The organism is Microvirga sp. KLBC 81, assembly GCF_003075415.1.
In the GTDB taxonomy this organism is placed as follows: domain Bacteria; phylum Pseudomonadota; class Alphaproteobacteria; order Rhizobiales; family Beijerinckiaceae; genus Microvirga.
On sequence record NZ_QDAH01000001.1, the window covers coordinates 112269 to 133975 of the forward strand.

Below are 21707 nucleotides of genomic sequence, written 5' to 3' on the forward strand. Positions count from 1 at the left end.
GGACCATAGAGGTCTCATCATGGCACATGCAGCTGATGCCGCTCACGCGGATCACCACGATCTTCCCGGCTTTTGGCGCCGCTGGTTCTATTCCACGAACCACAAGGATATCGGCACTCTCTACCTTCTCTTCGGCTTCACGGCCGGCATCATCGGCGGTCTTCTGTCGATCGGCATGCGCCTCGAGCTCCAGGAGCCGGGGATGCAATGGTTCGCCAACCCGCAGGCGTTCAATGTCTTCGTGACGGGCCACGGCCTCATCATGGTGTTCTTCCTGGTGATGCCCACCCTCATCGGCGGCTTCGGCAACTGGTTCATCCCGCTCATGATCGGCGCGCCGGACATGGCCTTCCCGCGGATGAACAACATCTCGTTCTGGCTCACTGTTGCGGCCTTCGGCCTGATGCTCTGCTCGCTCTTCGTCGAGGGTGCTCCGGGCTCGCTCGGCTTCGGCGGCGGCTGGACGGTGTATCCTCCGCTCTCGACGGCTGGTCACCCTGGGCCTGCGCTCGACTTCGGCATCCTGGCCCTGCACCTTGCCGGTGCGGCCTCGATCCTGGGTGCGATCAACTTCATCACCACGATCCTCAACATGCGCGCTCCGGGCATGACGCTGCACAAGATGCCGCTCTTCGCCTGGGCCATGCTGGTGACCGCGTTCCTGCTGCTTCTCGCGCTGCCGGTTCTCGCTGGCGCGATCACGATGCTGCTGACCGACCGCAACTTCGGCACCACCTTCTTCGATCCGGCCGGCGGCGGCGATCCGGTGCTCTACCAGCACCTGTTCTGGTTCTTCGGCCATCCCGAAGTGTACATCATGATCCTGCCGGCCTTCGGCATCGTGTCGCACATCATCTCCACCTTCTCCAAGAAGCCGATCTTCGGCTATCTCGGCATGGCCTACGCCATGGTGGCGATCGGCGTCGTCGGCTTCGTCGTGTGGGCTCACCACATGTACACGGTCGGCCTCTCGCTGCAGACCCAGGCCTACTTCGTGTTCGCCACGATGGTGATCGCGGTTCCGACCGGCGTGAAGATCTTCTCGTGGATCGCCACCATGTGGGGCGGCTCCATCCGCTTCACGGCGGCCATGCAGTGGGCGATCGGCTTCGTGTTCCTGTTCACGGTGGGCGGCGTTACCGGCGTCGTGCTCGCGAACGCTCCCGTCGACCGCTACATGCACGACACGTACTACGTGGTGGCTCACTTCCACTACGTGCTGTCGCTCGGCGCCGTGTTCGTGATCTTCGCAGCCGTCTACTACTGGTTCCCGAAGATCACCGGCTACGTGCTGCCCGAGTGGATCGGCAAGGTGCATTTCTGGATCTCCTTCATCGGAGCCAACGTGCTGTTCTTCCCGATGCACTTCCTCGGCCTCTCCGGCATGCCGCGCCGCTATGCGGATTATCCGGATGCCTTCGCCGGCTGGAATCTCGTCTCCTCGATCGGCGCCTACATCTTCTTCGCGGGCGTGATCTTCTTCACGATCGGGGTGATCTATGCCCTCGTCCGCAAGGAGAAGGCTGCCGGCAATCCGTGGGGCGAAGGCGCGACGACGCTGGAATGGACCCTGTCCTCCCCGCCTCCGTTCCACCAGTTCGAGACCCTGCCCCGCATCGTCGAGACGGGCCACTGATCGGCTGAGCCGGGCGGCAAACGCCGCCCGCTCCTCCCCCGAGGGCTTCGGCAAGTGAAGCCTTCCGGCGAGGAGCTGACACCGCGAGGCGCTTCAAGCCTTATCTTTCAGCGTTTCGGAAGATCATCAGATATGAACACCCTGTCGAACCGTTTGCCCGAAACCCAAGCCGAGAGCGTTGTCACCAACGGCCTCTCGCAAGGCGACGTGTCCGACTTCTTCGCCCTGCTGAAGCCGCGCGTGATGTTTCTCGTCGTATTCACGGCGCTGGTCGGCATGGTCGTCAGCCATTCGGACGTCAATCCCTTGCTCGCTTTCGTGTCCCTGCTGATGATCGCCGTTGGCGGCGGCGCATCGGGCTGCCTCAACATGTGGTGGGATGCGGATATCGACGCCGTCATGACCCGCACGCGCAAGCGCCCGATTCCCGCCGGCAAGATCCGGCCCAACGAGGCTTTGGCCTTCGGCCTGACCCTGTCTGCAGGCTCGGTGCTCATCCTAGGTCTCGCCAGCAATTGGTTGGCGGCTGGCCTGCTCGCCTTCACCATCTTCTTCTACGTCGTCATCTACTCGATGTGGCTGAAGCGCTCCACACCACAGAACATCGTGATCGGCGGCGCGGCAGGCGCCCTCCCCCCGATCGTGGCGCAGGCAGCCGTGACCGGTCATGTGGCGTGGGACAGCGTCATTCTGTTTGCCATCATCTTCATGTGGACGCCGCCCCATTTCTGGGCGCTCGCCCTGGTGAAGTCGGGTGACTACGAGCGCGCCGGCATCCCCATGATGCCGAATGTCGCCGGCCCTGATTCCACCCGCTTTCAGATTCTCGCCTACACGGTGCTTCTGGCCCCGCTCGGCATGGCGCCCGTCTTCTTCGGCTTCGGCGGCCTCGCTTATGCGATCATCTCGCTTGTCGGCGGCCTCGGCATGCTGGCCCTTGCGATTCAGGTCTATCGCCTGCGTCAGGGTGAGCCCGCCATGCGCGTGGCCCAGCAGCTGTTCGCCTTCTCGATCCTCTATCTCTTCCTGCTGTTCGCCACGCTTCTTGCGGAGCATGGCTTCGGCTTCTTCCGTCCAGTTATGGGGTGAAGCACATGGCGGACCAAAACTCCTCCTATCATCTCACGCCTGAGGAACAGCAGCGCCGCAGGCGGCGTTCGATTGCTTTGGGCCTCACGCTCGGCATCCTCTGCATCCTGCTTTTCGCAATCACGATTGCGAAGCTGGGCCCTCAGGTCCTGAACCGGCCCCTGTGAGTTAAGCATGGCTGAAGCACCGCACATTCAGCGCAGGTTGCATCGCACGGCTCTCGCCTGTGCCGGCATTGCCGTCGGCATGGTCGGGCTCGCCTATGCGTCGGTGCCGCTTTACGACCTCTTCTGCAAGGTGACGGGCTTCGACGGCACACCCATTGCCCGCGACAGCAACAATTCGGACGTTCTGGACCGCACGATTTCCGTGCGCTTCGACGCCAATGTGGCTCCTGGCCTGAATTGGCGTTTCTCGCCCGAGAAGCCGGAGATCTCGGTGAAGCTCGGCGAGACCACGACCGTCTACTACAAGGTCACCAACACGGGCGACAAGCCCGCCACCGGCATTGCGACCTACAACGTTCAGCCGGATCTCGCAGGCACCTACTTCTCGAAGCTCGAATGCTTCTGCTTCACCGAGCAGACCCTGCAGCCGGGCGAAAGCCTGGAATCGGCGGTCGTGTTCTATGTCGATCCGCGTCTGGCGCAGGATTCCGACGTGAAGGACCTCGCTTCCATCACCCTCTCCTACACCTACTTCCCGTCCAAGGCGGGCAAGCCGGTGGCGGAGGCGACATCATCAACCCAACCAACCGTTCAATAAGGAACGTGACAAGCTGGACAGAAACGTCTTAAAGCGAAGTCACAATCGAGGCACGGAGACGACTAAAATGGCCGAGGCTCACGCCAAGAACCACGACTACCACATTCTTGAACCGAGCCCGTGGCCGCTGATCGGCTCGGTCAGCGCCTTCCTGATGGCCTCCGGGTTCGTGACCTGGTGGAAGGACATCAACATCGCCGGCATGGATATCGGCGCCTTCGTCTTCGGCGCAGGCATCATCGGCGTGCTCTACACCATGATCAGCTGGTGGAGCGACGTGGTGCGCGAGGCCAATACCGGCTCCCACACCCGCGTGGTTCAGCTCCATCACCGCTACGGCATGATCATGTTCATCGCCTCCGAGGTGATGTTCTTTGCTGCTTGGTTCTGGGCCTATTTCGACGCGGCTCTCTATGCCGGAGATCCGCAGCTCTACTCGCGCGTCGAGGCTCTCGGCGGCGTGTGGCCCCCGAAGGGCATCGAGACCTTCGATCCCTGGCACCTGCCACTGCTCAACACCCTGATCCTGCTGACCTCCGGCACCACGGTGACCTGGGCGCACCATGCCCTGCTCGAGAATGACCGCCAGGGGCTCAAGACTGGCCTGTGGCTCACGGTCATCCTCGGACTGATCTTCACCTGCGTGCAGGCCTACGAGTACAGCCACGCTGCCTTCGGCTTCAGCGGCAACATCTACGGCGCCACCTTCTTCATGGCGACGGGCTTCCATGGCGCGCACGTGATCATCGGCACGATCTTCCTGGCCGTCTGCCTGCTGCGTGCCTACCGCGGAGACTTCACGCCCAAGCAGCACCTCGGCTTCGAGTTCGCCGCCTGGTACTGGCATTTCGTGGACGTGGTGTGGCTCTTCCTCTTCGCTTCCATCTACGTGTGGGGCTTCGGCGGAAGCGCGGCCGGGCACTAGACCGCCCACACCGAGTTTTACGAGGGCGGCTTTCGAGCCGCCCTTCGCTTTTCGGCCTCTCCTCCCCATCTGACGAGAGGTTTGCTCACGGAGAACCATCGTGGCCCAAGATCAATCCGCTCCCTCGCCTGTCGTCACCGGTCTCAAGGGCTTGTGCCCCCGTTGCGGCAAGGGCCACCTGTTTCAAGGCTTCCTGAAGGTCCGTCCGAAATGCGAGGTCTGCGGTCTCGATTTCGCCTTTGCCGATGCGGGCGACGGCCCCGCCTTCTTCGTCATGTCCATCGTCGGCATCGTGGTGGTGGCGCTCGCCCTCTGGGCCGAGTTCGCTTACGCCCCGCCGATCTGGCTCCACCTCGTCCTGTGGTCGGCCCTGAGCATCATCTTGAGTCTTGCGCTCGTCCGGCCTTCCAAAGGCGTGCTGGTGGCGCTGCAGTATCATCACAAGGCTGAGGAAGGGCGTATCCAGAAGTGACCGCCCCCAGCCCGCACAAGGGCCGCTCTCTCCTTCTGCCTGCTCTTGCGACCCTTATTGCCCTTGCGATCCTCATCGGCCTCGGCACCTGGCAGCTCCAGCGCAAGGCCTGGAAGGAGAGCCTGATCGAGCAGATCGAGACCCGCGCCTATGGCGAGCCGGGCTCAATTGTCCCTGAAACGGAATGGGCCACCTGGCGCGCGGACCAGGATGAGTTCCGGAAGGTTCGGGTCACGGGCACCTTCCTGCACGACCTCGAAGCGCCGGTCTATGGCCTCGCTCCCGGAGCGCGGCAGGGCGCGCCCATCCAGGGCTATTACATCCTCACGCCGCTCAAGCTCACCACGGGCGCCATCGTCGTCGTCAATCGCGGCTTCGTGCCCGCAGACCTGAAGGATCCCGCCACCCGCCCGCAGGGTCAGCCGCAAGGTGACGTGACCATCACCGGCCTCGTCCGGGCGCGAGAGGCGCGCAACGCCTTCACGCCGAAGGATGAGCCACAGAAGAATCTCTGGTTCGTCCGCGATCCACAGGCCATTGCCGATGCCCGCAAGCTCGAGCGTGTGGCCCCTTTCCTGATCGATGCGGATGCCACGCCCAATCCAGGCGGCTGGCCGCGCGGCGGGCAGACCCAGCTGTCGCTCCCCAACAACCACCTGCAATACGCGCTCACCTGGTACGGCATCGCGCTCACCCTCGTCGGCGTCTTCGTGGCTTTCGCCTGGAAGCGCATCAAGGGATGATGCCGCCCTGGCGCATCGTGCGGAAAAGTGGGTCCGGTTTTCCGCCCGAACGATGCGCGGATGAAAAGATACGGCATCGGATTGATCCCAAAAGTGGGATCCACTTTTGGGTCCGATGCCATAGAACCGGCTTGCCGCAATCGGCCGCTCCTCCTATTGTCCCGCCGCATTTCCAGGAGATTGACCGTGCTCCATGTCTCGACCCGCGGGGAAGCTCCCGCGCTTGGCTTTTCCGACGCGCTTCTGACCGGCCTTGCCAGGGACGGCGGCCTCTATATGCCGGAACAATGGCCGAGCCTGACGGCGGACACGATCAAGGGCTTTGCCGGGAAACCCTACGCCGAGGTCGCCAAGGCCGTGCTCGGCCCGCTGGTGGATGGCGATATCCCCGAGGCCGATCTCAGCCGGATGATCGACCAGGCCTATGCCTTGTTCCGTCATGCCGCCGTGTGCCCGCTGACACAGCTTGGCGACAACCTTTTCGTGCTCGAGCTCTTCCATGGTCCGACCCTCGCCTTCAAGGACGTGGCAATGCAGCTGCTCGGTCGTCTTATGGACCACGTGCTGAAGGCGCGCGGGGCGCGGGCCACCATCGTCGGCGCGACCTCCGGCGATACGGGCAGCGCCGCGGTCGAGGCTTTCAAGGGCCTCGATCAGGTCGATATCTTCATCCTTTACCCGCATGGCCGCGTGTCGGACGTGCAGCGCCGTCAGATGACGACGGTGGCTTCGCCGAACGTGCATGCGCTCGCCGTCGAAGGCACTTTCGACGATTGTCAGAACATGGTGAAGGGCATGTTCAACAATGCCCGCTTCCGTGACGAGCTGCAGCTTTCGGGCGTGAACTCCATCAATTGGGCGCGCGTGGCGGCGCAGGCCGTGTATTACTTCACTGCAGCCGTGGCGCTCGGCGGACCGCACCGCCCGGTCTCCTTCTCCGTGCCCACCGGCAACTTCGGCGACATTCTCGCGGGCTGGGTCGCCAAGCGCATGGGCTTGCCCATCGACCGCCTGATGATCGGCACCAATGCCAACGACATCCTGGCGCGCACGCTTCACTCCGGCGCTTACGAGATCAAGGGCGTTGAGCCCACGACCTCGCCGTCGATGGATATCCAGATCTCCTCGAACTTCGAGCGTCTTCTGTTCGAATCCTACGATCGCAACGGCGAAGCAATCCGCCGCCTGATGGCAAGCCTCAATCAGTCGCGCTCCTTCATGATCGAAGCAGGTCCCCTGGCCCGGATCCGCGAGGAGTTTTCGGCCGAGGCCGTGAACGAGGCGAAGGTCGTGGACGAGATGGCCAATACCTATCGCACCACCGGCTATGTGCTCGATCCGCACAGCGCCGTCGGCACGCGCGCCGGCCGCGCGCTCTTGAAAGACAAGGCTGAAGTGCCGGTGGTGGCGCTGTCCACCGCACATCCGGCCAAGTTCCCCGATGCGGTCGAGCGCGCCACGGGCGTTCGCCCCGCACTTCCGCCACACATGGCTGATCTGATGGAGCGCAAGGAGAGCTTCTCGGTTCTCCCGAACGAACAGGCTGCGGTGGAGCGCTTCATTCGCGAGCGCGCCCGGGCGGTTAAAGGCGCGGCTGCATGAACGAGCACTTCGTCCGCGAGAAGCGCGTCGACATCACGTGGCTGCCCAATGGGCTGACGGTCGCGACCGAGCGCATGCCGGAGATTGCCACCGCTACGCTCGGCGTGTGGGTCGGCACCGGCTCGCGGCACGAGCAGGCGCATGAGCATGGCCTGTCGCATCTCATCGAGCACATGGCCTTCAAGGGCACGGCACGCCGCTCCGCGCGGCAGATTGCGGAAGACATCGAAAACGTGGGCGGCGACATCAACGCCGCGACGAGCGTCGAATACACGAGCTACACGGCGCGCGTTCTCGGCGACAACGTGGACGTCGCTCTCGATGTGCTCGGTGACATCCTCATCAACTCCGTGTTCGATGCAGCAGAGCTGGTGCGCGAGAAAGGCGTGATCCTGCAGGAATACGCCGCCGTCGAGGATACACCGGACGATCTGATCTACGACGCCTTCATGGAGACGGCCTTTGCGGGCCAGCCCGTGGGCCGCCCGATCCTCGGCACCCCCGACACGATCAAGAGCTTCGACGCGCAGACCATCCGCACCTTTCTCGCCCGGGAGTACATTCCTGCGAAGATGGTGCTCGCGGCCGCGGGCAACGTCGATCACGCACAAATCGTGGATGCAGCCGAGCGCCTCTTCGGCGCGATGCCTGCGACCGAGGCTCGTGCGCCGGAAACAGGACATTACACAGGCGGCGAACGACGCATTGCGCGCAAGCTCGAACAGGCCAACATCGTGCTCGGTCTGCCGGGTCTCTCGTTCAAGGATCCCGGCTATTATGCTACGCATCTTTTCGCCCACATCCTCGGGGGAGGCCTGACCTCCCGTCTCTGGCACGAGGTGCGCGAGACCCGGGGCCTCGCCTATTCCATCGACTCCTTCCACTGGCCCTTCTCCGATTGCGGCCTCTTCGGCATCGGGGCGGGCACGGCCGGGGCGGATGTGAGCGAACTCACCAAGGTCACGCTCGATTGCATGCGCCACGCGACGGAGGACATCAGCGAGATCGAGATGGTCCGCGCCAAGGCGCAGATGAAGGTGGCCTTGCTGACGGCCCTCGAGACGCCTGGCGGGCGGATCGAGCGCATGGCGCGCCAGCTCCTCTCCTGGGGACGGATCGTGGGAAGCGACGAGATCGTGAAGAAAGTGGATGCTCTCGATCAGGAGCATGTCCGTGAGGCGGGTCGTCGTCTTTTGAAGGGCAACCCGACCGTGGCGGCCATCGGCCCCATCAAGGGCCTGCCCTCTCTCGAGGCCATTACGGCGGGCATGCGCGGCTAATTTCCTCCGCTACCTGCCGCTACGTCATATCCGATTCTCCTCAATCCCGCCGCAAACTGGCTCCATGCGCGTGGTTAACGATAACTAACGAGTCATGCGGACAAGTGGGGGCCTTGGAAGGCCTCGGCTTGCCCTCAAGCTCCTTGACCGGTACCAATTCGCCTTCGACTCTTGGACCGGACGAAAGAACCGAAGCAGTGCGGATCGTATCTTTCGCCATAGCCTTCCTTTTGGCGGCATTCATGGGGCTCGCCTGGCCGACAGCCGGCTGGGCGGTGGAATCCGTGCGCGTCGACCCGAAGATGAAGGCCATCGACCTGACCCCTGCTATCGAGCGGTATAAGTCGGATGGCGACGAGATCCGCATTTCCACGGCTCCGGGCCGCGACGGCATCGTGCGCCGCATCGCCGTGAAGGCACGCGAGGCGGGAACCCGGCCCGACTGGATCGTCTTCGCGCTCACCAACGATACCGACGAGCAGATCGACCGCTTGCTCGTAGCGCCGCATTTCCGGCTCACCGGCTCCGGCGTGATCTGGCCTGATCTCGGCGCATCGCGCATCGCCGCAGTGACTGCCAGCCAGGGCATCCGGCCCGAGCGGGCCGACAGCCCGGATGCGGACGTCTTCCTCATGACGCTCGACCCCGGCACCACCGTCACCTTCGTGGCCGAGCTTCGTACCGATAACCTGCCTCAGCTCCATCTGTGGGATGCGGACGCCTACAAGGAGCGCGTCAACGGCCTGACGCTCTACAAGGGCATCATCATCGGCATTGCCGGTCTGCTTGCCCTGTTCCTCACCATCGTGTTCGTGGTGAAGGGTGCGCTGATTTTCCCGGCCGCTGCTGCGCTGGCTTGGGCGGTTCTGGCCTATGCCAGCATCGATTTCGGCTTCTTCCAGCGCGTGTTCCCGATCTCCGAGGTCACGGAGCAGATCTATCGCGCGGGTGCCGAGGCCGTGCTGGCGGCCACCCTGCTCGTGTTCCTCTTCGCCTATCTCAACCTGAACCGCTGGCATGTGCGCTACAGCCACGTGACGGCCTTCTGGCTCGCCTTCCTCGGCGCGCTGCTGCTGCTGGCCATCGTCGATGCCTCCGTGGCGTCCGGCGTCGCGCGCATGTCGATTGCGGCAGTCGCCGGTATCGGCTTCGTGCTCGTGATCCATCTCGCGACGCACGGCTATGACCGCGCCATCATGCTCGTGCCCACCTGGCTTCTGCTGATCGCCTGGACGGTGGCCGCGAGCTTCACGGTTCTGGGTCAGCTCACCTCCGATCTCGTGCCGCCAGCCCTGATCGGCGGCCTGGTGCTGATCGTCATGCTCATTGGCTTCACGGTGATGCAGCACGCTTTCGCTGGCGGCGGATTCGCACGCGGCTTCGTCAACGACACGGAGCGCCGTGCGCTGGCGCTCGCGGGAGCCGGCGACATCGTGTTCGATTGGGACGTGGTGTCCGACAACATCTTCGTCAGTCCCGAGATCGAGCACCAGTTGGGCCTGAAGCGCGGCGCTCTCGAAGGCCCTGCCTCGGCGTGGCTCGACCTGATCCATCCCTTCGACAAGGACCGCTACCGGCTCGCGCTCGACACGGTGATCGAGCAGCGTCGCGGACGCCTTGTGCAGGATTTCCGTCTGCGCTCCTCCTCTAACGCGCATCACTGGTTCCGCCTCAAGGCGCGTCCGGTGATCGGCTCTGACGGCGAGGTGATCCGCATCGTCGGGACGCTGTCGGACGTGACCAGCAGCAAGACAGCCGAGGAAAGGCTGCTCCTCGATGCCGTGCACGACAACCTGACGAGTCTGCCGAACCGCCAGCTCTTCTATGATCGGCTTGAGGCTGCTCTGACATTTGCGAGCCAGGACGATTCCTTACGTCCGACCGTGCTCGTCATCGACATCGACAAGTTCAAGGATGCGAACGACCAGTCGGGCTACACGGCCGGTGACTCGATTCTGCTCACGCTCTCGCGTCGCCTGAGCCGTCTGCTCAAGCCGCAGGATACGCTGGCGCGGATTGCCGGCGACGAGTTTGCGATTATCCTGCTCTCGGAGCGCGAGCCCGACCGCATCATCGCTTTTGCCGACATGGTCCGGCGCATCGTCACCACGCCGGTGACTTATGCCGAACGCGAAATCTTCCTCACCGCCTCTATCGGTATTGCCCTGCACGACCCCCAGATCGCTGCGCGGCGCGAAGAAGTTCTGCGCAATGCAGAGATCGCCATGGCTCATGCCCGGCGTTACGGCGGCGACCGGATCGAGGTGTTCCGTCCCACCATGCGCTCGGATCGCAGCGACCATTTCACGATGGAAAGCGACCTTCGCCACGCGCTCGACCGCAACGAGATGAAGGTTCTCTTCAAGCCCATCGTTCGGCTCGAGGATCGAACCATTGCAGGCTTCGAATCCATGCTGCGCTGGGATCACCCGCGCCTGGGCCGCATCGCTCCCGACGACTTCATGTCGATTGCGGAGGAGACGGGCCTCATCGTCAAGCTCAGCGTTTTTTTGCTGGAGCAGACGGCGCGGGAGCTCGCCGTCTGGCAGAATGCTCTCGAAGTCGAGCCGCCGATATTCGCCAGCGTCAACATGTCGAGCCATCACCTTCTGCGCCACGATCTGCTGCAGGAAGTGAAAACCGTGATCGCCCGCACCCGCGTGCTTCCCGGCTCTCTCAAGATCGAGATGACGGAGAGCCTCGTCATGGAGAATCCGGAATACTCAGCGCAAATGCTCGCGCGCCTGCGGGATCTCGGAGCAGGCCTCTCGCTCGATGACTTCGGCACGGGCTATTCCGCCCTCTCCTACCTGCTCCGCTTCCCGTTCGACACGATCAAGGTCGATGAATCCTTCGTGCGCCAGATGGCGTCCGGCAACCCGGTCATCCTGCGCTCCATCGTCAAGATGGCGCATGAGCTTGGCATGGAGATCGTCGCGGAAGGTGCGGAGAGCGAGTCGGAAGCCATCGAGCTCTATCAGCTCGGCTGCGAATATGCGCAGGGCCCTGTTTTCGGCGAGCCGATGTCGGTCGTGCAGGCCCGCCAGCTCGTGGGCGCGGCAACCACCGAAGCCGCTTAGATTTTCAGGCGTGGCCAGCTTGCATCGAGAGCATGGCAGGCTCGATGCCGATCCGGCGCAGGGCCATTTCATAGCGAATGTCGGCAGGCGTGCTGAAGATGAGCTCGGCATCGGCCGGGCAGTTCAGCCAGCCGTTGGCTTGCATCTCGAGTTCGAGCTGGCCCGCCCCCCAGCCCGCATAGCCCAGGGCGAGCACGGCGTTCTTTGGGCCGCGTCCCTGAGCGATCGCCCGCAGGATATCGATGGTGGCGGTCAGGCACACGCTGTCGTCAATGGGCAGCGTGGACTGGGCGATGTGGAAATCGGGCGAATGCAGCACGAAGCCGCGGCTCGTCTCCACCGGTCCGCCCATCAGAACCTGCATGCGCCCCACCTGCTCCGGCAGATGGATTCGCTCCAGTTCCGGCACGATCTCGAGCTGGATCAGGAGATCCGGCATGGTAACGTTTGCGGCAGGACGATTGAGAATGATGCCCATCGCGCCCTCTGGCGAATGGGCGCAGATATAAATCACCGCGCGGGCGAAGCGTTCGTCCGCCATGCCGGGCATCGCCACGAGCACCTGCCCGTCGAGATACGGGGAGCCGGTGCCATATGAGGTTTGCTGAAAGCTCATGTCTCGAAATCTGCCTTGCTGGGCCGACAACCCGATCACGGGATCGTGGATGGCAGACCCGAAGAAAAAACGCATAAAGGAAGCGCCTCAGGGAGGCGTCAGTTCCATGACAACCACATTCCGTATCGCCGCATCAGCCATTTTTGTGATTCTGTCCTTTTTCTCCGCGTTTGGACAGCCCCTCCCCTCCGCGCCATCATCGCAGGGGTTCCACTCGCAGGTGCGCCTGTTGTCCGGGGGCAAGCAGGGCGAGACATGGCTCGCCGGCATCGAGATCGCCCTGGATCAGGGCTTCAAGACCTATTGGCGCAATCCCGGCGAATCCGGCTTGCCGCCGAGCTTCGATTGGTCGGCCTCGGAGAACGTCGCCGGCATCGAAGTCCGCTGGCCCGCCCCCACGCGCTATGAAGATGCGGCCGGCGTCGCCTATGTCTACAGCCACAAGGTCGTTTTGCCGGTTCTGGTCAAGCCAGCAGCAGCGGACAAGCCGGTCAAGCTCGCGCTGACCGTCGATTACGGCATCTGCAAGGATATCTGCATCCCGACCCATGCAGAACTGAACGTATCGCTCTCGGACGTCGGCCCTGAGGACCGAGAGGCCATCGAAGAGGCGATGGCCAAGGTGCCTCCTCAGCAGCCGTTAGGAGCCAAGGGCGATCTCGCGGTGCTGTCCGTCCAATCGGCTGGCGGTGATAAGCCCACCCTGAATGTCGCCGTTCGCGCGCCATCAGGCACAAAGCCCGTTCTCTTCGCGGAAGCGCCGGACGGCTGGTATGTCTCAACCTCGACGCCAGACGCAGATAACCGCTTTACCGTATCAGTCGAGGAAAGGCCCAAGGACGCGCCCGGCCCGGTTCCTTTGACCCTGACGCTGGTTGCCGGGGACAAGGCCGTCGAGACGCAGGTGAGCCTCGACGGCAGCGGACAGCCGCGCTAGTGATGAACGATCCTGACGAAACAGCTTCGGAGCATTGTGCATGGCCATTCAGGTTGGAGAACGCCTTCCCCAGATCACCTTCCGCGTCATGACCCCGGACGGGCCGGTCGCCAAGACGACGGACGACCTTTTCAAGGGTCGTAAAGTTGTGCTCGTGGCGGTTCCGGGCGCTTTCACCCCCACTTGCCACCGCAACCACCTGCCCGGCTATGTGCAGCGTGCAGAGGAGATCAAATCGAAGGGTGTGGATTCCATCCTGGTGACCGCCGTCAACGACGTCTTCGTCATGGACGCTTGGGCCAAGGCTGCTGGAGCGGACGGCATCGAGTTCCTGTCGGACGGCAATGGCGATTTCGCCAAGGCGATCAGGCTGACGATGGACGGCTCCGGCTTCGGCCTCGGCCTGCGCTCCCAGCGCTATTCGATGGTGGTCGAAGACGGCGTGGTGAAGGCGATCAATGTGGAAGACGCGCCGTCCAAGGCTCAGATCTCGGGCGCGGAGAACATCCTGAAGGATCTTTGATCCTTTCGATCCGTCCGAATGAAGCCCTTGCTCGCTCGAAGGCGCCAAGGGCTTTTTCCTTTATCTTGCGCCCTTCTTGAAGGGCTGCATGGCGGCCACCGCGAGTTCGTCGACGCGAATGTTGGTGGGATCGTCCGCGTGGCCCTTCACCCAGTGCCAGGCCACATCGTGCCGGGATGCCGCTTCATCGAGCTCCCGCCACAGCTCCTCGTTCTTCACCGGCTTGTTGTCGGCGGTCCGCCAGCCGCGACGCTTCCAATTGTGCATCCACTGCGTGATGCCCTGGCGCACATATTGAGAATCCGTGAAGAGATCGACCGCGCAGGGACGCTTGAGTGCATTCAGTCCTTCGATGGCAGCCCGGATCTCCATGCGGTTGTTGGTGGTGTGAGCCTCCCCGCCGGAAATCTCCTTCTCGCTGCCTTTGAAGAACAGGATTGCGGCCCAGCCGCCCGGGCCGGGATTCCCCGAGCAGGCGCCGTCCGTGTAGATCATGACGCGTTCAGAGCCGCTCATGCCTCAAGCCCATATTCGCGGGCGTGCTTCACATGGGTGTGGAAGTGGAGCTTGCGGTCGTATTCCAGCGGATCCTTTGGCTTCACGAGCGCGCCCGGCGGCACGTTGAGCCAGTCCACGAGGCGGGTGAGCATGAAGCGCATCGCAGCCCCCCGGCAGAGAACCGGCAGGGCCTCGATCTCCTGCGGCGTCAGCGCGCGAACGGCCTGATAGCCTGCCAGCATGGCCTGGCCCTTGGTGAGATTGAACGACCCGTCCTGCTCGAAGCACCAGGCATTCAGGCAGATGGCCACGTCATAGGCGAAGGCATCCGTGCAGGCGAAGTAGAAGTCGATCAGTCCCGACACCTCGGAGCCGATGAAGAACACGTTGTCCGTGAAGAGATCGGCATGGATGATGCCCGTCGGCAGGCCCTTGGGCCATGTCTCCTGCAGATAGGCGAGTTCGCGCCTTGTGCGCTCCGCCAGACCGCCTGAAACCGTATCGGCCTGCGCCCCGGCCTGAGCGAAGAGCGGTGCCCAGGCATCGAGCGACAAGGCATTGGGCCGATTCATCGCGAAATCCTGGCCGGCCAGATGGAGCTTCGCCAGCGCCCCGCCCAGCGCCCCGCAATGCTTCGCCGTGGGACGGCGCACGGCAATGCCGTCGAGGAAGGTGATGATCACGGCAGGCCGCCCGGCGATCCGGCCGAGAGCCTGACCCTGGCGGTTATTGACCGGCAGAGGACAGGTCAGGCCCTTGTTGGCCAGGTGCTGCATGAGCCCGAGGAAGAAGGGCAGGTCCGCCTCCCTCACCCGCTTCTCGTAAAGCGTCAGGATGTAGGAGCCCTTGGTTGTGTGAAGAAAGTAGTTCGTGTTCTCGACCCCCTCGGCGATGCCCTTGTAGGAGAGAACCGTGCCGATATCGTAGGTATCGAGAAAGCTTGCGAGCTCCTCGTCGCTGACTTCCGTATAGACTGCCACCGCTTACTCCGCCGCCTGCTCACGCAACTCGCGCGGCAAAGGAAAGAACACGCTCTCGTCCGCCGTCGACACGCTTTCGACCGACACCTCATAGCGCTCGGCAAAGGCGTCGATGATCTCCTCCACCAGGATCTCCGGTGCCGAGGCACCGGCCGTGATGCCAAGGCGCCGGATGTTCCCGAACACCGACCAGTCGATATCCTCGGCGCGCAGGATCAGGCGCACCACAGGGCAGCCTTCCCGCTCGGCCACTTCGCGCAGGCGCTGGGAATTGGAGGAATTGGGCGAGCCCACCACGATCATGGCATCGACCTGCGGCGCCACGCGCTTGACCGCGCCCTGGCGGTTCGTGGTGGCGTAGCAGATGTCTTCCTTGTGCGGGCCGACGATGGAGGGGAACCGCTCCTTCAGGGCATCCACCATGTCCTGGGTATCGTCGACGGATAGGGTCGTCTGCGTCACGAAAGCAAGATTCTCCGGGTCGGCCGGCTGAAGCCGGGCGATGTCGTCCACGGTCTCGACCAGGGTCGCCGCCCCTTCCGGCAACTGGCCCATGGTGCCGATCACCTCCGGATGGCCCGCATGGCCGATCAGGATGATGTGGCGGCCCCTCTTGTGATGGACCTGCGCTTCCCGGTGAACCTTGGTCACCAGGGGGCACGTGGCGTCGATGGCGAAGAAGTTGCGGGCCTGGGCAGCCTCGGGAACCGACTTCGGGACCCCGTGGGCCGAGAAGATGACCGGAGCCTTGGTGTCCGGGATCTCATCGAGTTCCCGCACGAAGACGGCCCCCTTCCGCTTCAGGTTTTCCACGACGTATTTGTTGTGCACGATCTCGTGGCGCACGTAGACCGGCGCTCCATGGATCGCCAGCGCCTTTTCGACGGCGTCGATGGCGCGGACGACCCCAGCGCAGAAGCCGCGCGGGGCGCAAAGCAGGATGTCGAGGGGTGACTTCGTCATGATCCCGCGATGTGGCGAGACGAGGCCCCTCCTGTCAAGCGGGAGCGACGGTAATTCGCGGCCAAGCTTCTGCCAAGAAAGGCTCGCCCTCGGGAAAAAGACTCCCTAGAAAGGGAGGCCCCTCACCGAATCCGATTTGCACGATGGCCAGTGTCGCCTCTCACGCCAGTTTTCTCCCACCTGTCCTGACCTTTTGCGGGGCGGCAGTGATTGCCGTGCCTGTCTTCCGGTTTATCGGCTTGAGCGCCGTGCTCGGTTATCTGGCAGCTGGTGTTGTTATCGGCCCCTCGGGTCTCAGGCTCGTGGGTGATCCGCAGACCATTGCCACGGTTGCAGAACTCGGTGTGGTTCTGCTGCTCTTCATCATCGGGCTGGAACTGAAGCTGTCCCACCTCTGGTCCATGAAGCGGGACATCTTCGGCTTAGGATTCGCCCAATTGGCCGTGACGGCGCTCTGCCTTGGCGGAGCAGCATCGGCCATCGGCTTTGACCCCAAGGCCGCCTTCGTCATGGGGGTTGCGGTCGCGCTCTCGGCCACGGCCATTGCCCTTCAGATGTTGGGAGAGCGCAACGACCTTCAAACCCCTTACGGGCAGCGCTCCTTCGCGATCCTGCTGTTCCAGGATCTCTCGGTTGTTCCCATCCTGGCCATCCTGCCCCTGCTGGCCTCCGGCACAGCGATGGACCAGACTTCCCCGCTCGATCAACTGATCGCCGTAGGAGAAACCATCGCTGCCATCGCCGCTGTTGTCCTGGTCGGTCGATACGGCCTGAACCCTTTCTTCCGCATCCTGGCGCGCACAGGCTCCCGCGAGGTCATGACCGCTTCGGCGCTTCTCGTGGTGCTGGGCGCGGCTCTGCTCATGCAGGAAGTCGGCCTCTCCATGGCCATGGGCGCGTTCCTCGCAGGACTGCTGCTGGCTGAATCGAATTTTCGCCATCAGCTCGAAGCCGATATCGAGCCGTTTCGCGGCATGCTCCTCGGCCTCTTCTTCATGAGCGTGGGCATGTCCATCGATCTTGCCCTGGTGCGGCAGCAATGGGTGCTGCTGGTCCTTGCGGCTCCGGTCGTGATCCTCGGAAAGACCGTGCTCATCACCATCCTCTCGCGGCTGTTCGGCGCTACGTGGCGCGAAGGATTGAGGTCGGGCACGCTGCTCTGCACCGCCGGTGAGTTCGCGTTCGTGCTCCTGCCTGTTGCCACGTCCGTCGGATTGATGTCGCCAGGTGAAGCTCAACCGGTCACGGCGCTTGCGGCGATCACGATGCTGCTCGGCCCGATCTTCTCGAGCCTTGTCGAAAAGGCTCTGCAGGCTCGCCCGGACATCGCGGATCATGCCGCCCTGGACGAACTGCTGAGCCAAGAGAGTGAACTTTCGAGCCGTGTCCTGGTGATCGGCTTCGGCCGCTTCGGACAGATCGTAAACCAGGTTCTGATGTCACAGAACATCAATGCCACCGTTATCGACAAGAACGTAGAACGCGTACGCGATGCGGCCCGATTCGGACTCAAAATCTATTACGGCGATGGAACACGCCTCGACGTGCTGCGCGCGGCCGGTGCCGAGAAGGCGGAGATGATCTGCGTCTGCACGGATGAGCCGGAAACGATAGAGAAGATTGCGGAGATCATTCATGGGAACTTTCCGAACGCTCGCAGCTTCGTGCGCGCCTTCGACCGCATCCATGCGGTGAGGCTGCTGCAAATCGGCATCGATTATCAGCTTCGCGAAACCTTCGAATCGGCCATTGTCTTCGGCCGCTCGGCGCTCGAAGAACTTGGGATCGAAGCCGAGCTCGCTGCCAGCGCAGCCCAGGATGTGCGCAAGCGCGACATCGCGCGCCTGTTCCTGCAGAAGGAGATCGGCGCAATGGGTGGCGCGGAGCTTGTGGTGGGTGCCAAAATTGCGCCTGAACCTCTCACCTCCCCGACAGGCAGGGCCAAGGCGTTGAGCCCTGAGACGCGCGATATTCTTGGCGAGGGAGCCCTCTGATGGATGCGAACCCCGCTGATCGCGTAGCGGAGGCACGCACCGAGACACCGGTCTTCGTGCAGGGCTCGACTATGCGCCATGTTCTCGTGATGACGGGAACGGGAGCCGCAGGCCTGATTGCCATCTTCATCGTCGACTTGGTTTCGCTGCTCTACATCTCCTGGCTGAACGATCCGAGCATGACGGCAGGCGTCGGCCTGGCGACCGTCGTGATGTTCTTCACGGTCTCCATCAATGTGGGACTGATGATACCCATCGGCGCATTGGTCTCGCGCGCACTCGGCGCACGCCAGCCTGAGGATGCAAGGCGGCTCGCGACCTCCGGCAGTATTCTCATGGCAGTCATCGGCGCTGCCGTCAGCCTGATCGTGCTGCCATTCCTGCCTCCGATTCTGAGAGCAATGGGCGCAAGCGGCCAAGCATTCCAGGTGGCGCAGAGCTTCCTTTGGATTGCCTTGCCGACGAATGCTTTGATGGCTTTAGGCATGGCCTTCTCCACGATCTTGCGTGCGGCAGGGGATGCCAAACGCAGCATGTACGCCACGCTGTCTGTCGCCATCGTTACGGTCTTTCTCGACCCTCTTCTGATTTTTGCTCTCGATCTCAAAGCCGACGGTGCCGCTTGGACGATCAATCTTGCGCGTGTGGCCTATCTCTCTGTCGGCTATCTTTATCTCACCCGCACTCACCGCCTGCTCACACGCCCCACTCTGCAATCGGTGATCCGCGATGCCAGGCCCTTCTTCGCCATCGCCATTCCCGCGATCCTTACCAACCTCGCCGCTCCCGCGGCGAACGCCTTCTTCACCGGCATCATGGCGCAGTTCGGCGATCAGGCAATCGCAGCCTCTGCCATCATCGACCGCGTGACGCCCGTCTCCTTTGCCGGGGTGTTCGCGCTGGCTGGCGCCATCGGTCCCGTTCTGGGACAGAACTGGGGTGCCGGGCGTTATGACCGTATGAAGCAGACATTGAAGGATTCCCTCACCTTCATGATCGTTTATGTGTTGAGCGTGTGGCTCCTGCTCTTCCTGCTGCAGGTGCCTGTCGTCATCGCCTTCAATGCGCCGCCGCTCACGGCCGAGCTGGTGCAGTTCTTCTGCCAGCTCAGCGGCTTCATCTGGTTTTTCATCAGCCTCGTCTTCGTAGCCAATGCTTCGTTCAACAATCTCGGCTATCCCCTGCTCTCCACGTTCTTCAACTGGGGACGAGCGACCCTGGGCATGATCCCGTTTGCCTATTTCGGGGCACAAATGGGCGGTCCAAAGGGCGCCCTGATCGGCATTGGCGCGGGATCGATCGTGTTCGGGATCGCAGCCATCATCACTGCCTTCTGGACAATCCGGCGTTTGGAGAGGCAAGCTGTTCCGACACCATAGGTCGAAAGCGTTCAAGGAGCCTGCCATGTTCAACTGGTTCGATCTGATGCGACAGGCGCAAACCCAAGCAGGCTTCGAGGCTTTGGCGCGGCAGTTCCAGCTCTCAGGCGATCAGCAGCAACGAGCCATGGCCGCCCTCATGCCGGCCTTCGTCATGGGGCTGCAGCACGCCATGACCAGCAACGATCCCAACCGCCTCCTTCAATCCCTGATGAGCGGCGGGTATCAGAATTTCTGGCAGATGGCAGGGCGTACCTTCTCTGCGCAGGCACAGCTGGAGGGTAGAAAGCTGCTTGACCAGCTCTTCGGCTCGGACGAGGCAAGCCGGCGCGTTGCGCATCAGGCCGCTGATTTCGCCGGCATCGGTGTCGAGACCATGCAGCAGATCCTGCCCATCTATGCCGGCATTCTCGCAGGCGGATTGTCTCAATGGATGGCGGCACAGTCTCAGGCCGTCCAAACCTTCACGTCATCAGGCACGGCGGAGAAGCCGAAGCAGGAAACAACCAATCCCTGGGCTGATCTATGGACCGGGTGGATGAAGGCCCCTGAGCCCGAGAAGACGCCGGTCGCCAATCCATTCCTGGACATGATGGCAGGTTTCATGCAGATGCCGGCTCCCGAAAAGCCGCAGGCACCAGCCCCCTCGCCTTCGCCCTCATGGGGAGAGATGATGGAAAAGGGACGCGAGATGCAGATGCAATATCTCACGTCCCTTCAATCGATCCTCGATGATGCCTGGGGAACAGGCTCCAAGAAGCCTTAAATTCGGCTCACGAGCGGAACCACCGGCCGCAGGTTTCGAGCGGCGGCAGGTCTGAAAGCGTGCGCGGAGCGCCCGACACATCGAACCAACACCCATGATGGACGATGATGGATGGGCTCCGCTAGAGCGCTCACCACGTCGCCTCGCGTGAGGCCGATATCCTTGAGCATGCGCTCATCGAATTCGGCGAGGTTCATGACTTCTCGGCGATCCTTGAAAGCCTTCGTGAGGGAGACGAGCGAACGCGCGAACTGGCCTAGGATATTGGCTCCAGGGAAAGTCATAACGGATGCTGCAGACCGGGTCATATCGGGTCTCCTTTCGCTCTTGCTACTGCTCGATTGCCTCAGAAATCGGCTGTGAACGTTCCAAGAAATGCCAGAGGCCTTTCAGAAAACATTCCAAAGATATGTCAGATACGCCGCAAGATCGCCGCCACAAGGCTTTGATTTTGCAGTGAAATTTCTTTCCTGCTGGAATAGATAGCATGGAATGTTTCATCACTTGAAACGATTGTTTGAGATATGTATCATCATTGAAATTGATGGGGAGGACTCACGCTATGCATTTGCTCGACATCGACCAGCTCCGGACCTTCGTGGCGATCGCGGATACGGGTTCGTTCACCCGCGCGGCGGAGATCGTGCACAAGACGCAGAGCGCGGTGTCCATGCAGATGAAGCGGCTGGAGGACCGGGTCGGCAGGCCGATCTTCGAGCGCGACGGCCGCCTCTCCAAGCTGACCGACGAGGGCGAGCGGCTTCTCGATTACGCGCGCCGGATCGTGCGGCTGAATGCGGAATGCATGGCCTCCTTCAACGAGCACGAGCTGACGGGACGCGTGCGCTTAGGCCTGCCTGACGATTACGCCGACCGTTACCTGCCGGAGATCCTGGCGCGCTTCTCGCGCTCCAACCCGAAGGCCGAGGTGACGGTGATGTGCGAGCCCACGCACAACCTGATCGAGCGGGTGCAGCACGGCGATCTGGATCTGGCCATCATCACCCATGTGGACCGGCGCGGCCCCTCCGAGATCGTGCGCATCGAGCAGTTGCTCTGGGTCACCTCCGCCCGCCACGGCGTGCATGAGGAGAACCCGATTCCGCTGGCGCTCGGCCGCCCCAATTGCGACTGGCGCCACTCTGCGACGGAGGCCCTGGAGAGCGCGGACCGCGCCTTCCGCGTCGCTTATGTGAGCTATCATTCCACCGCCGTGGGCGCGGCGGTTCTCGCGGGACTTGCGGTCTCGGTTCTGCCGGAAAGCGCCGTGCGTCCCGGCATGCGGATCCTCGGGCCCTCTGACGGCTTCCCGGCCCTGCCCTCGTGCAAGATCGGCCTGATCCGCGCGCGCGGCGAGGAGAACCCGCTTGCGGACGCGTTGGGCTTTCACATCAAGCAGTCGCTCGACAACCTGGGCTCCACGCGTCCGGTTTTTCAAGTCGCGGCCGAGTAAAGTCGC

Annotated in this window: 21 protein-coding genes; 16 read left to right on the forward strand and 5 right to left on the reverse strand. The window is 62.8% G+C overall.

The window, feature by feature from the left end:
* Positions 1-19 precede the first annotated feature (19 nt).
* From ctaD to DC522_RS00605, 10 genes are all read left to right on the forward strand, one after another.
* Positions 20-1636: a cytochrome c oxidase subunit I gene (gene ctaD / locus DC522_RS00565; RefSeq protein ID WP_116526743.1), complete on the forward strand. Its 1617-nt coding sequence runs from the start codon at positions 20-22 to the stop codon at positions 1634-1636.
* A gap of 132 nt (positions 1637-1768) precedes the next feature.
* The gene (locus DC522_RS00570) at positions 1769-2725 is read left to right on the forward strand and encodes a heme o synthase (RefSeq protein ID WP_116526744.1); all 957 of its coding nucleotides are present in this window, start codon (positions 1769-1771) and stop codon (positions 2723-2725) included.
* A 5-nt stretch (positions 2726-2730) separates the two neighbouring features.
* Positions 2731-2892, forward strand: coding sequence for a hypothetical protein (locus DC522_RS34535; RefSeq protein ID WP_165820001.1), 162 nt, complete (start codon positions 2731-2733; stop codon positions 2890-2892).
* A gap of 7 nt (positions 2893-2899) precedes the next feature.
* Entirely contained in the window at positions 2900-3490 is a 591-nt protein-coding gene (locus DC522_RS00575) for a cytochrome c oxidase assembly protein (RefSeq protein WP_116526745.1), read from the forward strand.
* Between the two features lie 67 nt (positions 3491-3557).
* Positions 3558-4415, forward strand: coding sequence for a cytochrome c oxidase subunit 3 (locus DC522_RS00580; protein ID WP_116526746.1), 858 nt, complete (start codon positions 3558-3560; stop codon positions 4413-4415).
* Between the two features lie 100 nt (positions 4416-4515).
* Positions 4516-4887, forward strand: coding sequence for a DUF983 domain-containing protein (locus DC522_RS00585; protein ID WP_116526747.1), 372 nt, complete (start codon positions 4516-4518; stop codon positions 4885-4887).
* Positions 4884-5630: an SURF1 family protein gene (locus DC522_RS00590; RefSeq protein ID WP_116526748.1), complete on the forward strand. Its 747-nt coding sequence runs from the start codon at positions 4884-4886 to the stop codon at positions 5628-5630. Before DC522_RS00585 ends, DC522_RS00590 begins: the two co-directional genes overlap by 4 nt.
* 186 nt (positions 5631-5816) lie before the next feature.
* Positions 5817-7232, forward strand: coding sequence for a threonine synthase (thrC, locus tag DC522_RS00595; RefSeq protein WP_116526749.1), 1416 nt, complete (start codon positions 5817-5819; stop codon positions 7230-7232).
* Positions 7229-8512, forward strand: coding sequence for a pitrilysin family protein (locus tag DC522_RS00600; protein WP_116526750.1), 1284 nt, complete (start codon positions 7229-7231; stop codon positions 8510-8512). Before thrC ends, DC522_RS00600 begins: the two co-directional genes overlap by 4 nt.
* A 197-nt stretch (positions 8513-8709) precedes the next feature.
* Complete coding sequence (locus tag DC522_RS00605) at positions 8710-11592, forward strand: EAL domain-containing protein (protein WP_116526751.1); 2883 nt, start codon at positions 8710-8712, stop codon at positions 11590-11592.
* 4 nt (positions 11593-11596) lie between these two features.
* Here DC522_RS00605 and DC522_RS00610 read toward each other — a convergent pair whose 3' ends face one another.
* Positions 11597-12208 carry a YqgE/AlgH family protein gene (locus DC522_RS00610; RefSeq protein ID WP_116526752.1) on the reverse strand — a complete coding sequence of 204 codons (612 nt, stop codon included), beginning with the start codon at positions 12206-12208 and terminating at the stop codon, positions 11597-11599.
* Positions 12209-12314: 106 nt separating this feature from the next.
* On the opposite strand from DC522_RS00610, the gene DC522_RS00615 reads away from it, so the two are divergent.
* Both DC522_RS00615 and DC522_RS00620 read left to right on the forward strand, forming a co-directional pair.
* Entirely contained in the window at positions 12315-13145 is an 831-nt protein-coding gene (locus tag DC522_RS00615; protein ID WP_165820002.1) for a protein-disulfide reductase DsbD domain-containing protein, read from the forward strand.
* 40 nt (positions 13146-13185) lie between these two features.
* The gene (locus DC522_RS00620; protein WP_116526754.1) at positions 13186-13668 is read left to right on the forward strand and encodes a peroxiredoxin; all 483 of its coding nucleotides are present in this window, start codon (positions 13186-13188) and stop codon (positions 13666-13668) included.
* A gap of 60 nt (positions 13669-13728) precedes the next feature.
* Here the strand turns inward: DC522_RS00620 and rnhA are convergent, their stop codons facing one another.
* The 3 genes from rnhA to ispH are packed head-to-tail and all read right to left on the reverse strand — an operon-like array spanning position 13729 to position 16109.
* On the reverse strand, positions 13729-14184 hold the full coding sequence (rnhA, locus tag DC522_RS00625; protein ID WP_116526755.1) for a ribonuclease HI: 456 nt from the start codon (positions 14182-14184) through the stop codon (positions 13729-13731).
* On the reverse strand, positions 14181-15146 hold the full coding sequence (locus DC522_RS00630; protein ID WP_116526756.1) for a homoserine kinase: 966 nt from the start codon (positions 15144-15146) through the stop codon (positions 14181-14183). Before DC522_RS00630 ends, rnhA begins: the two co-directional genes overlap by 4 nt.
* Before the next feature lie 3 nt (positions 15147-15149).
* Positions 15150-16109, reverse strand: coding sequence for a 4-hydroxy-3-methylbut-2-enyl diphosphate reductase (ispH, locus tag DC522_RS00635; protein WP_116526757.1), 960 nt, complete (start codon positions 16107-16109; stop codon positions 15150-15152).
* Between the two features lie 143 nt (positions 16110-16252).
* Between ispH and DC522_RS00640 the strand changes: the two genes are divergently transcribed.
* From DC522_RS00640 to DC522_RS00650, 3 genes are read left to right on the forward strand one after another with little or no spacing between them, the layout of a single operon-like run.
* Positions 16253-18103: a monovalent cation:proton antiporter-2 (CPA2) family protein gene (locus DC522_RS00640; protein ID WP_116526758.1), complete on the forward strand. Its 1851-nt coding sequence runs from the start codon at positions 16253-16255 to the stop codon at positions 18101-18103.
* Entirely contained in the window at positions 18103-19482 is a 1380-nt protein-coding gene (locus tag DC522_RS00645) for an MATE family efflux transporter (protein ID WP_116526759.1), read from the forward strand. Before DC522_RS00640 ends, DC522_RS00645 begins: the two co-directional genes overlap by 1 nt.
* Before the next feature lie 25 nt (positions 19483-19507).
* Positions 19508-20248 (forward strand): DUF937 domain-containing protein, encoded by a 741-nt coding sequence (locus DC522_RS00650; protein ID WP_116526760.1) that lies wholly within the window; start codon positions 19508-19510, stop codon positions 20246-20248.
* Here DC522_RS00650 and DC522_RS00655 read toward each other — a convergent pair.
* A complete protein-coding gene (locus tag DC522_RS00655; protein WP_116526761.1) occupies positions 20245-20556 on the reverse strand; it encodes a DUF1127 domain-containing protein in 312 nt (103 codons plus the stop codon). The genes DC522_RS00650 and DC522_RS00655 overlap by 4 nt on opposite strands.
* 254 nt (positions 20557-20810) lie before the next feature.
* Here DC522_RS00655 and DC522_RS00660 point away from each other — a divergent pair, with 254 nt between their 5' ends.
* Positions 20811-21701 carry a LysR substrate-binding domain-containing protein gene (locus DC522_RS00660; RefSeq protein WP_116526762.1) on the forward strand — a complete coding sequence of 297 codons (891 nt, stop codon included), beginning with the start codon at positions 20811-20813 and terminating at the stop codon, positions 21699-21701.
* The last annotated feature ends 6 nt before the right edge of the window (positions 21702-21707 follow it).

Excerpts from the sequence above, each read along its gene's own strand:
- ispH (WP_116526757.1), bottom strand. The coding sequence starts at position 16,109 with ATGACGAAGTCACCCCTCGACATCCTGCTTTGCGCCCCGCGCGGCTTC.
- DC522_RS00645 (WP_116526759.1), top strand. The coding sequence starts at position 18,103 with ATGGATGCGAACCCCGCTGATCGCGTAGCGGAGGCACGCACCGAGACA.
- DC522_RS00660 (WP_116526762.1), top strand. The coding sequence starts at position 20,811 with ATGCATTTGCTCGACATCGACCAGCTCCGGACCTTCGTGGCGATCGCG.
- rnhA (WP_116526755.1), bottom strand. The coding sequence starts at position 14,184 with ATGAGCGGCTCTGAACGCGTCATGATCTACACGGACGGCGCCTGCTCG.
- DC522_RS00575 (WP_116526745.1), top strand. The coding sequence starts at position 2,900 with ATGGCTGAAGCACCGCACATTCAGCGCAGGTTGCATCGCACGGCTCTC.
- DC522_RS00640 (WP_116526758.1), top strand. The coding sequence starts at position 16,253 with ATGGCCAGTGTCGCCTCTCACGCCAGTTTTCTCCCACCTGTCCTGACC.
- DC522_RS00610 (WP_116526752.1), bottom strand. The coding sequence starts at position 12,208 with ATGAGCTTTCAGCAAACCTCATATGGCACCGGCTCCCCGTATCTCGAC.
- DC522_RS00615 (WP_165820002.1), top strand. The coding sequence starts at position 12,315 with ATGACAACCACATTCCGTATCGCCGCATCAGCCATTTTTGTGATTCTG.
- DC522_RS00650 (WP_116526760.1), top strand. The coding sequence starts at position 19,508 with ATGTTCAACTGGTTCGATCTGATGCGACAGGCGCAAACCCAAGCAGGC.
- DC522_RS34535 (WP_165820001.1), top strand. The coding sequence starts at position 2,731 with ATGGCGGACCAAAACTCCTCCTATCATCTCACGCCTGAGGAACAGCAG.
- DC522_RS00600 (WP_116526750.1), top strand. The coding sequence starts at position 7,229 with ATGAACGAGCACTTCGTCCGCGAGAAGCGCGTCGACATCACGTGGCTG.
- DC522_RS00655 (WP_116526761.1), bottom strand. The coding sequence starts at position 20,556 with ATGACCCGGTCTGCAGCATCCGTTATGACTTTCCCTGGAGCCAATATC.
- DC522_RS00570 (WP_116526744.1), top strand. The coding sequence starts at position 1,769 with ATGAACACCCTGTCGAACCGTTTGCCCGAAACCCAAGCCGAGAGCGTT.
- DC522_RS00620 (WP_116526754.1), top strand. The coding sequence starts at position 13,186 with ATGGCCATTCAGGTTGGAGAACGCCTTCCCCAGATCACCTTCCGCGTC.
- ctaD (WP_116526743.1), top strand. The coding sequence starts at position 20 with ATGGCACATGCAGCTGATGCCGCTCACGCGGATCACCACGATCTTCCC.
- DC522_RS00580 (WP_116526746.1), top strand. The coding sequence starts at position 3,558 with ATGGCCGAGGCTCACGCCAAGAACCACGACTACCACATTCTTGAACCG.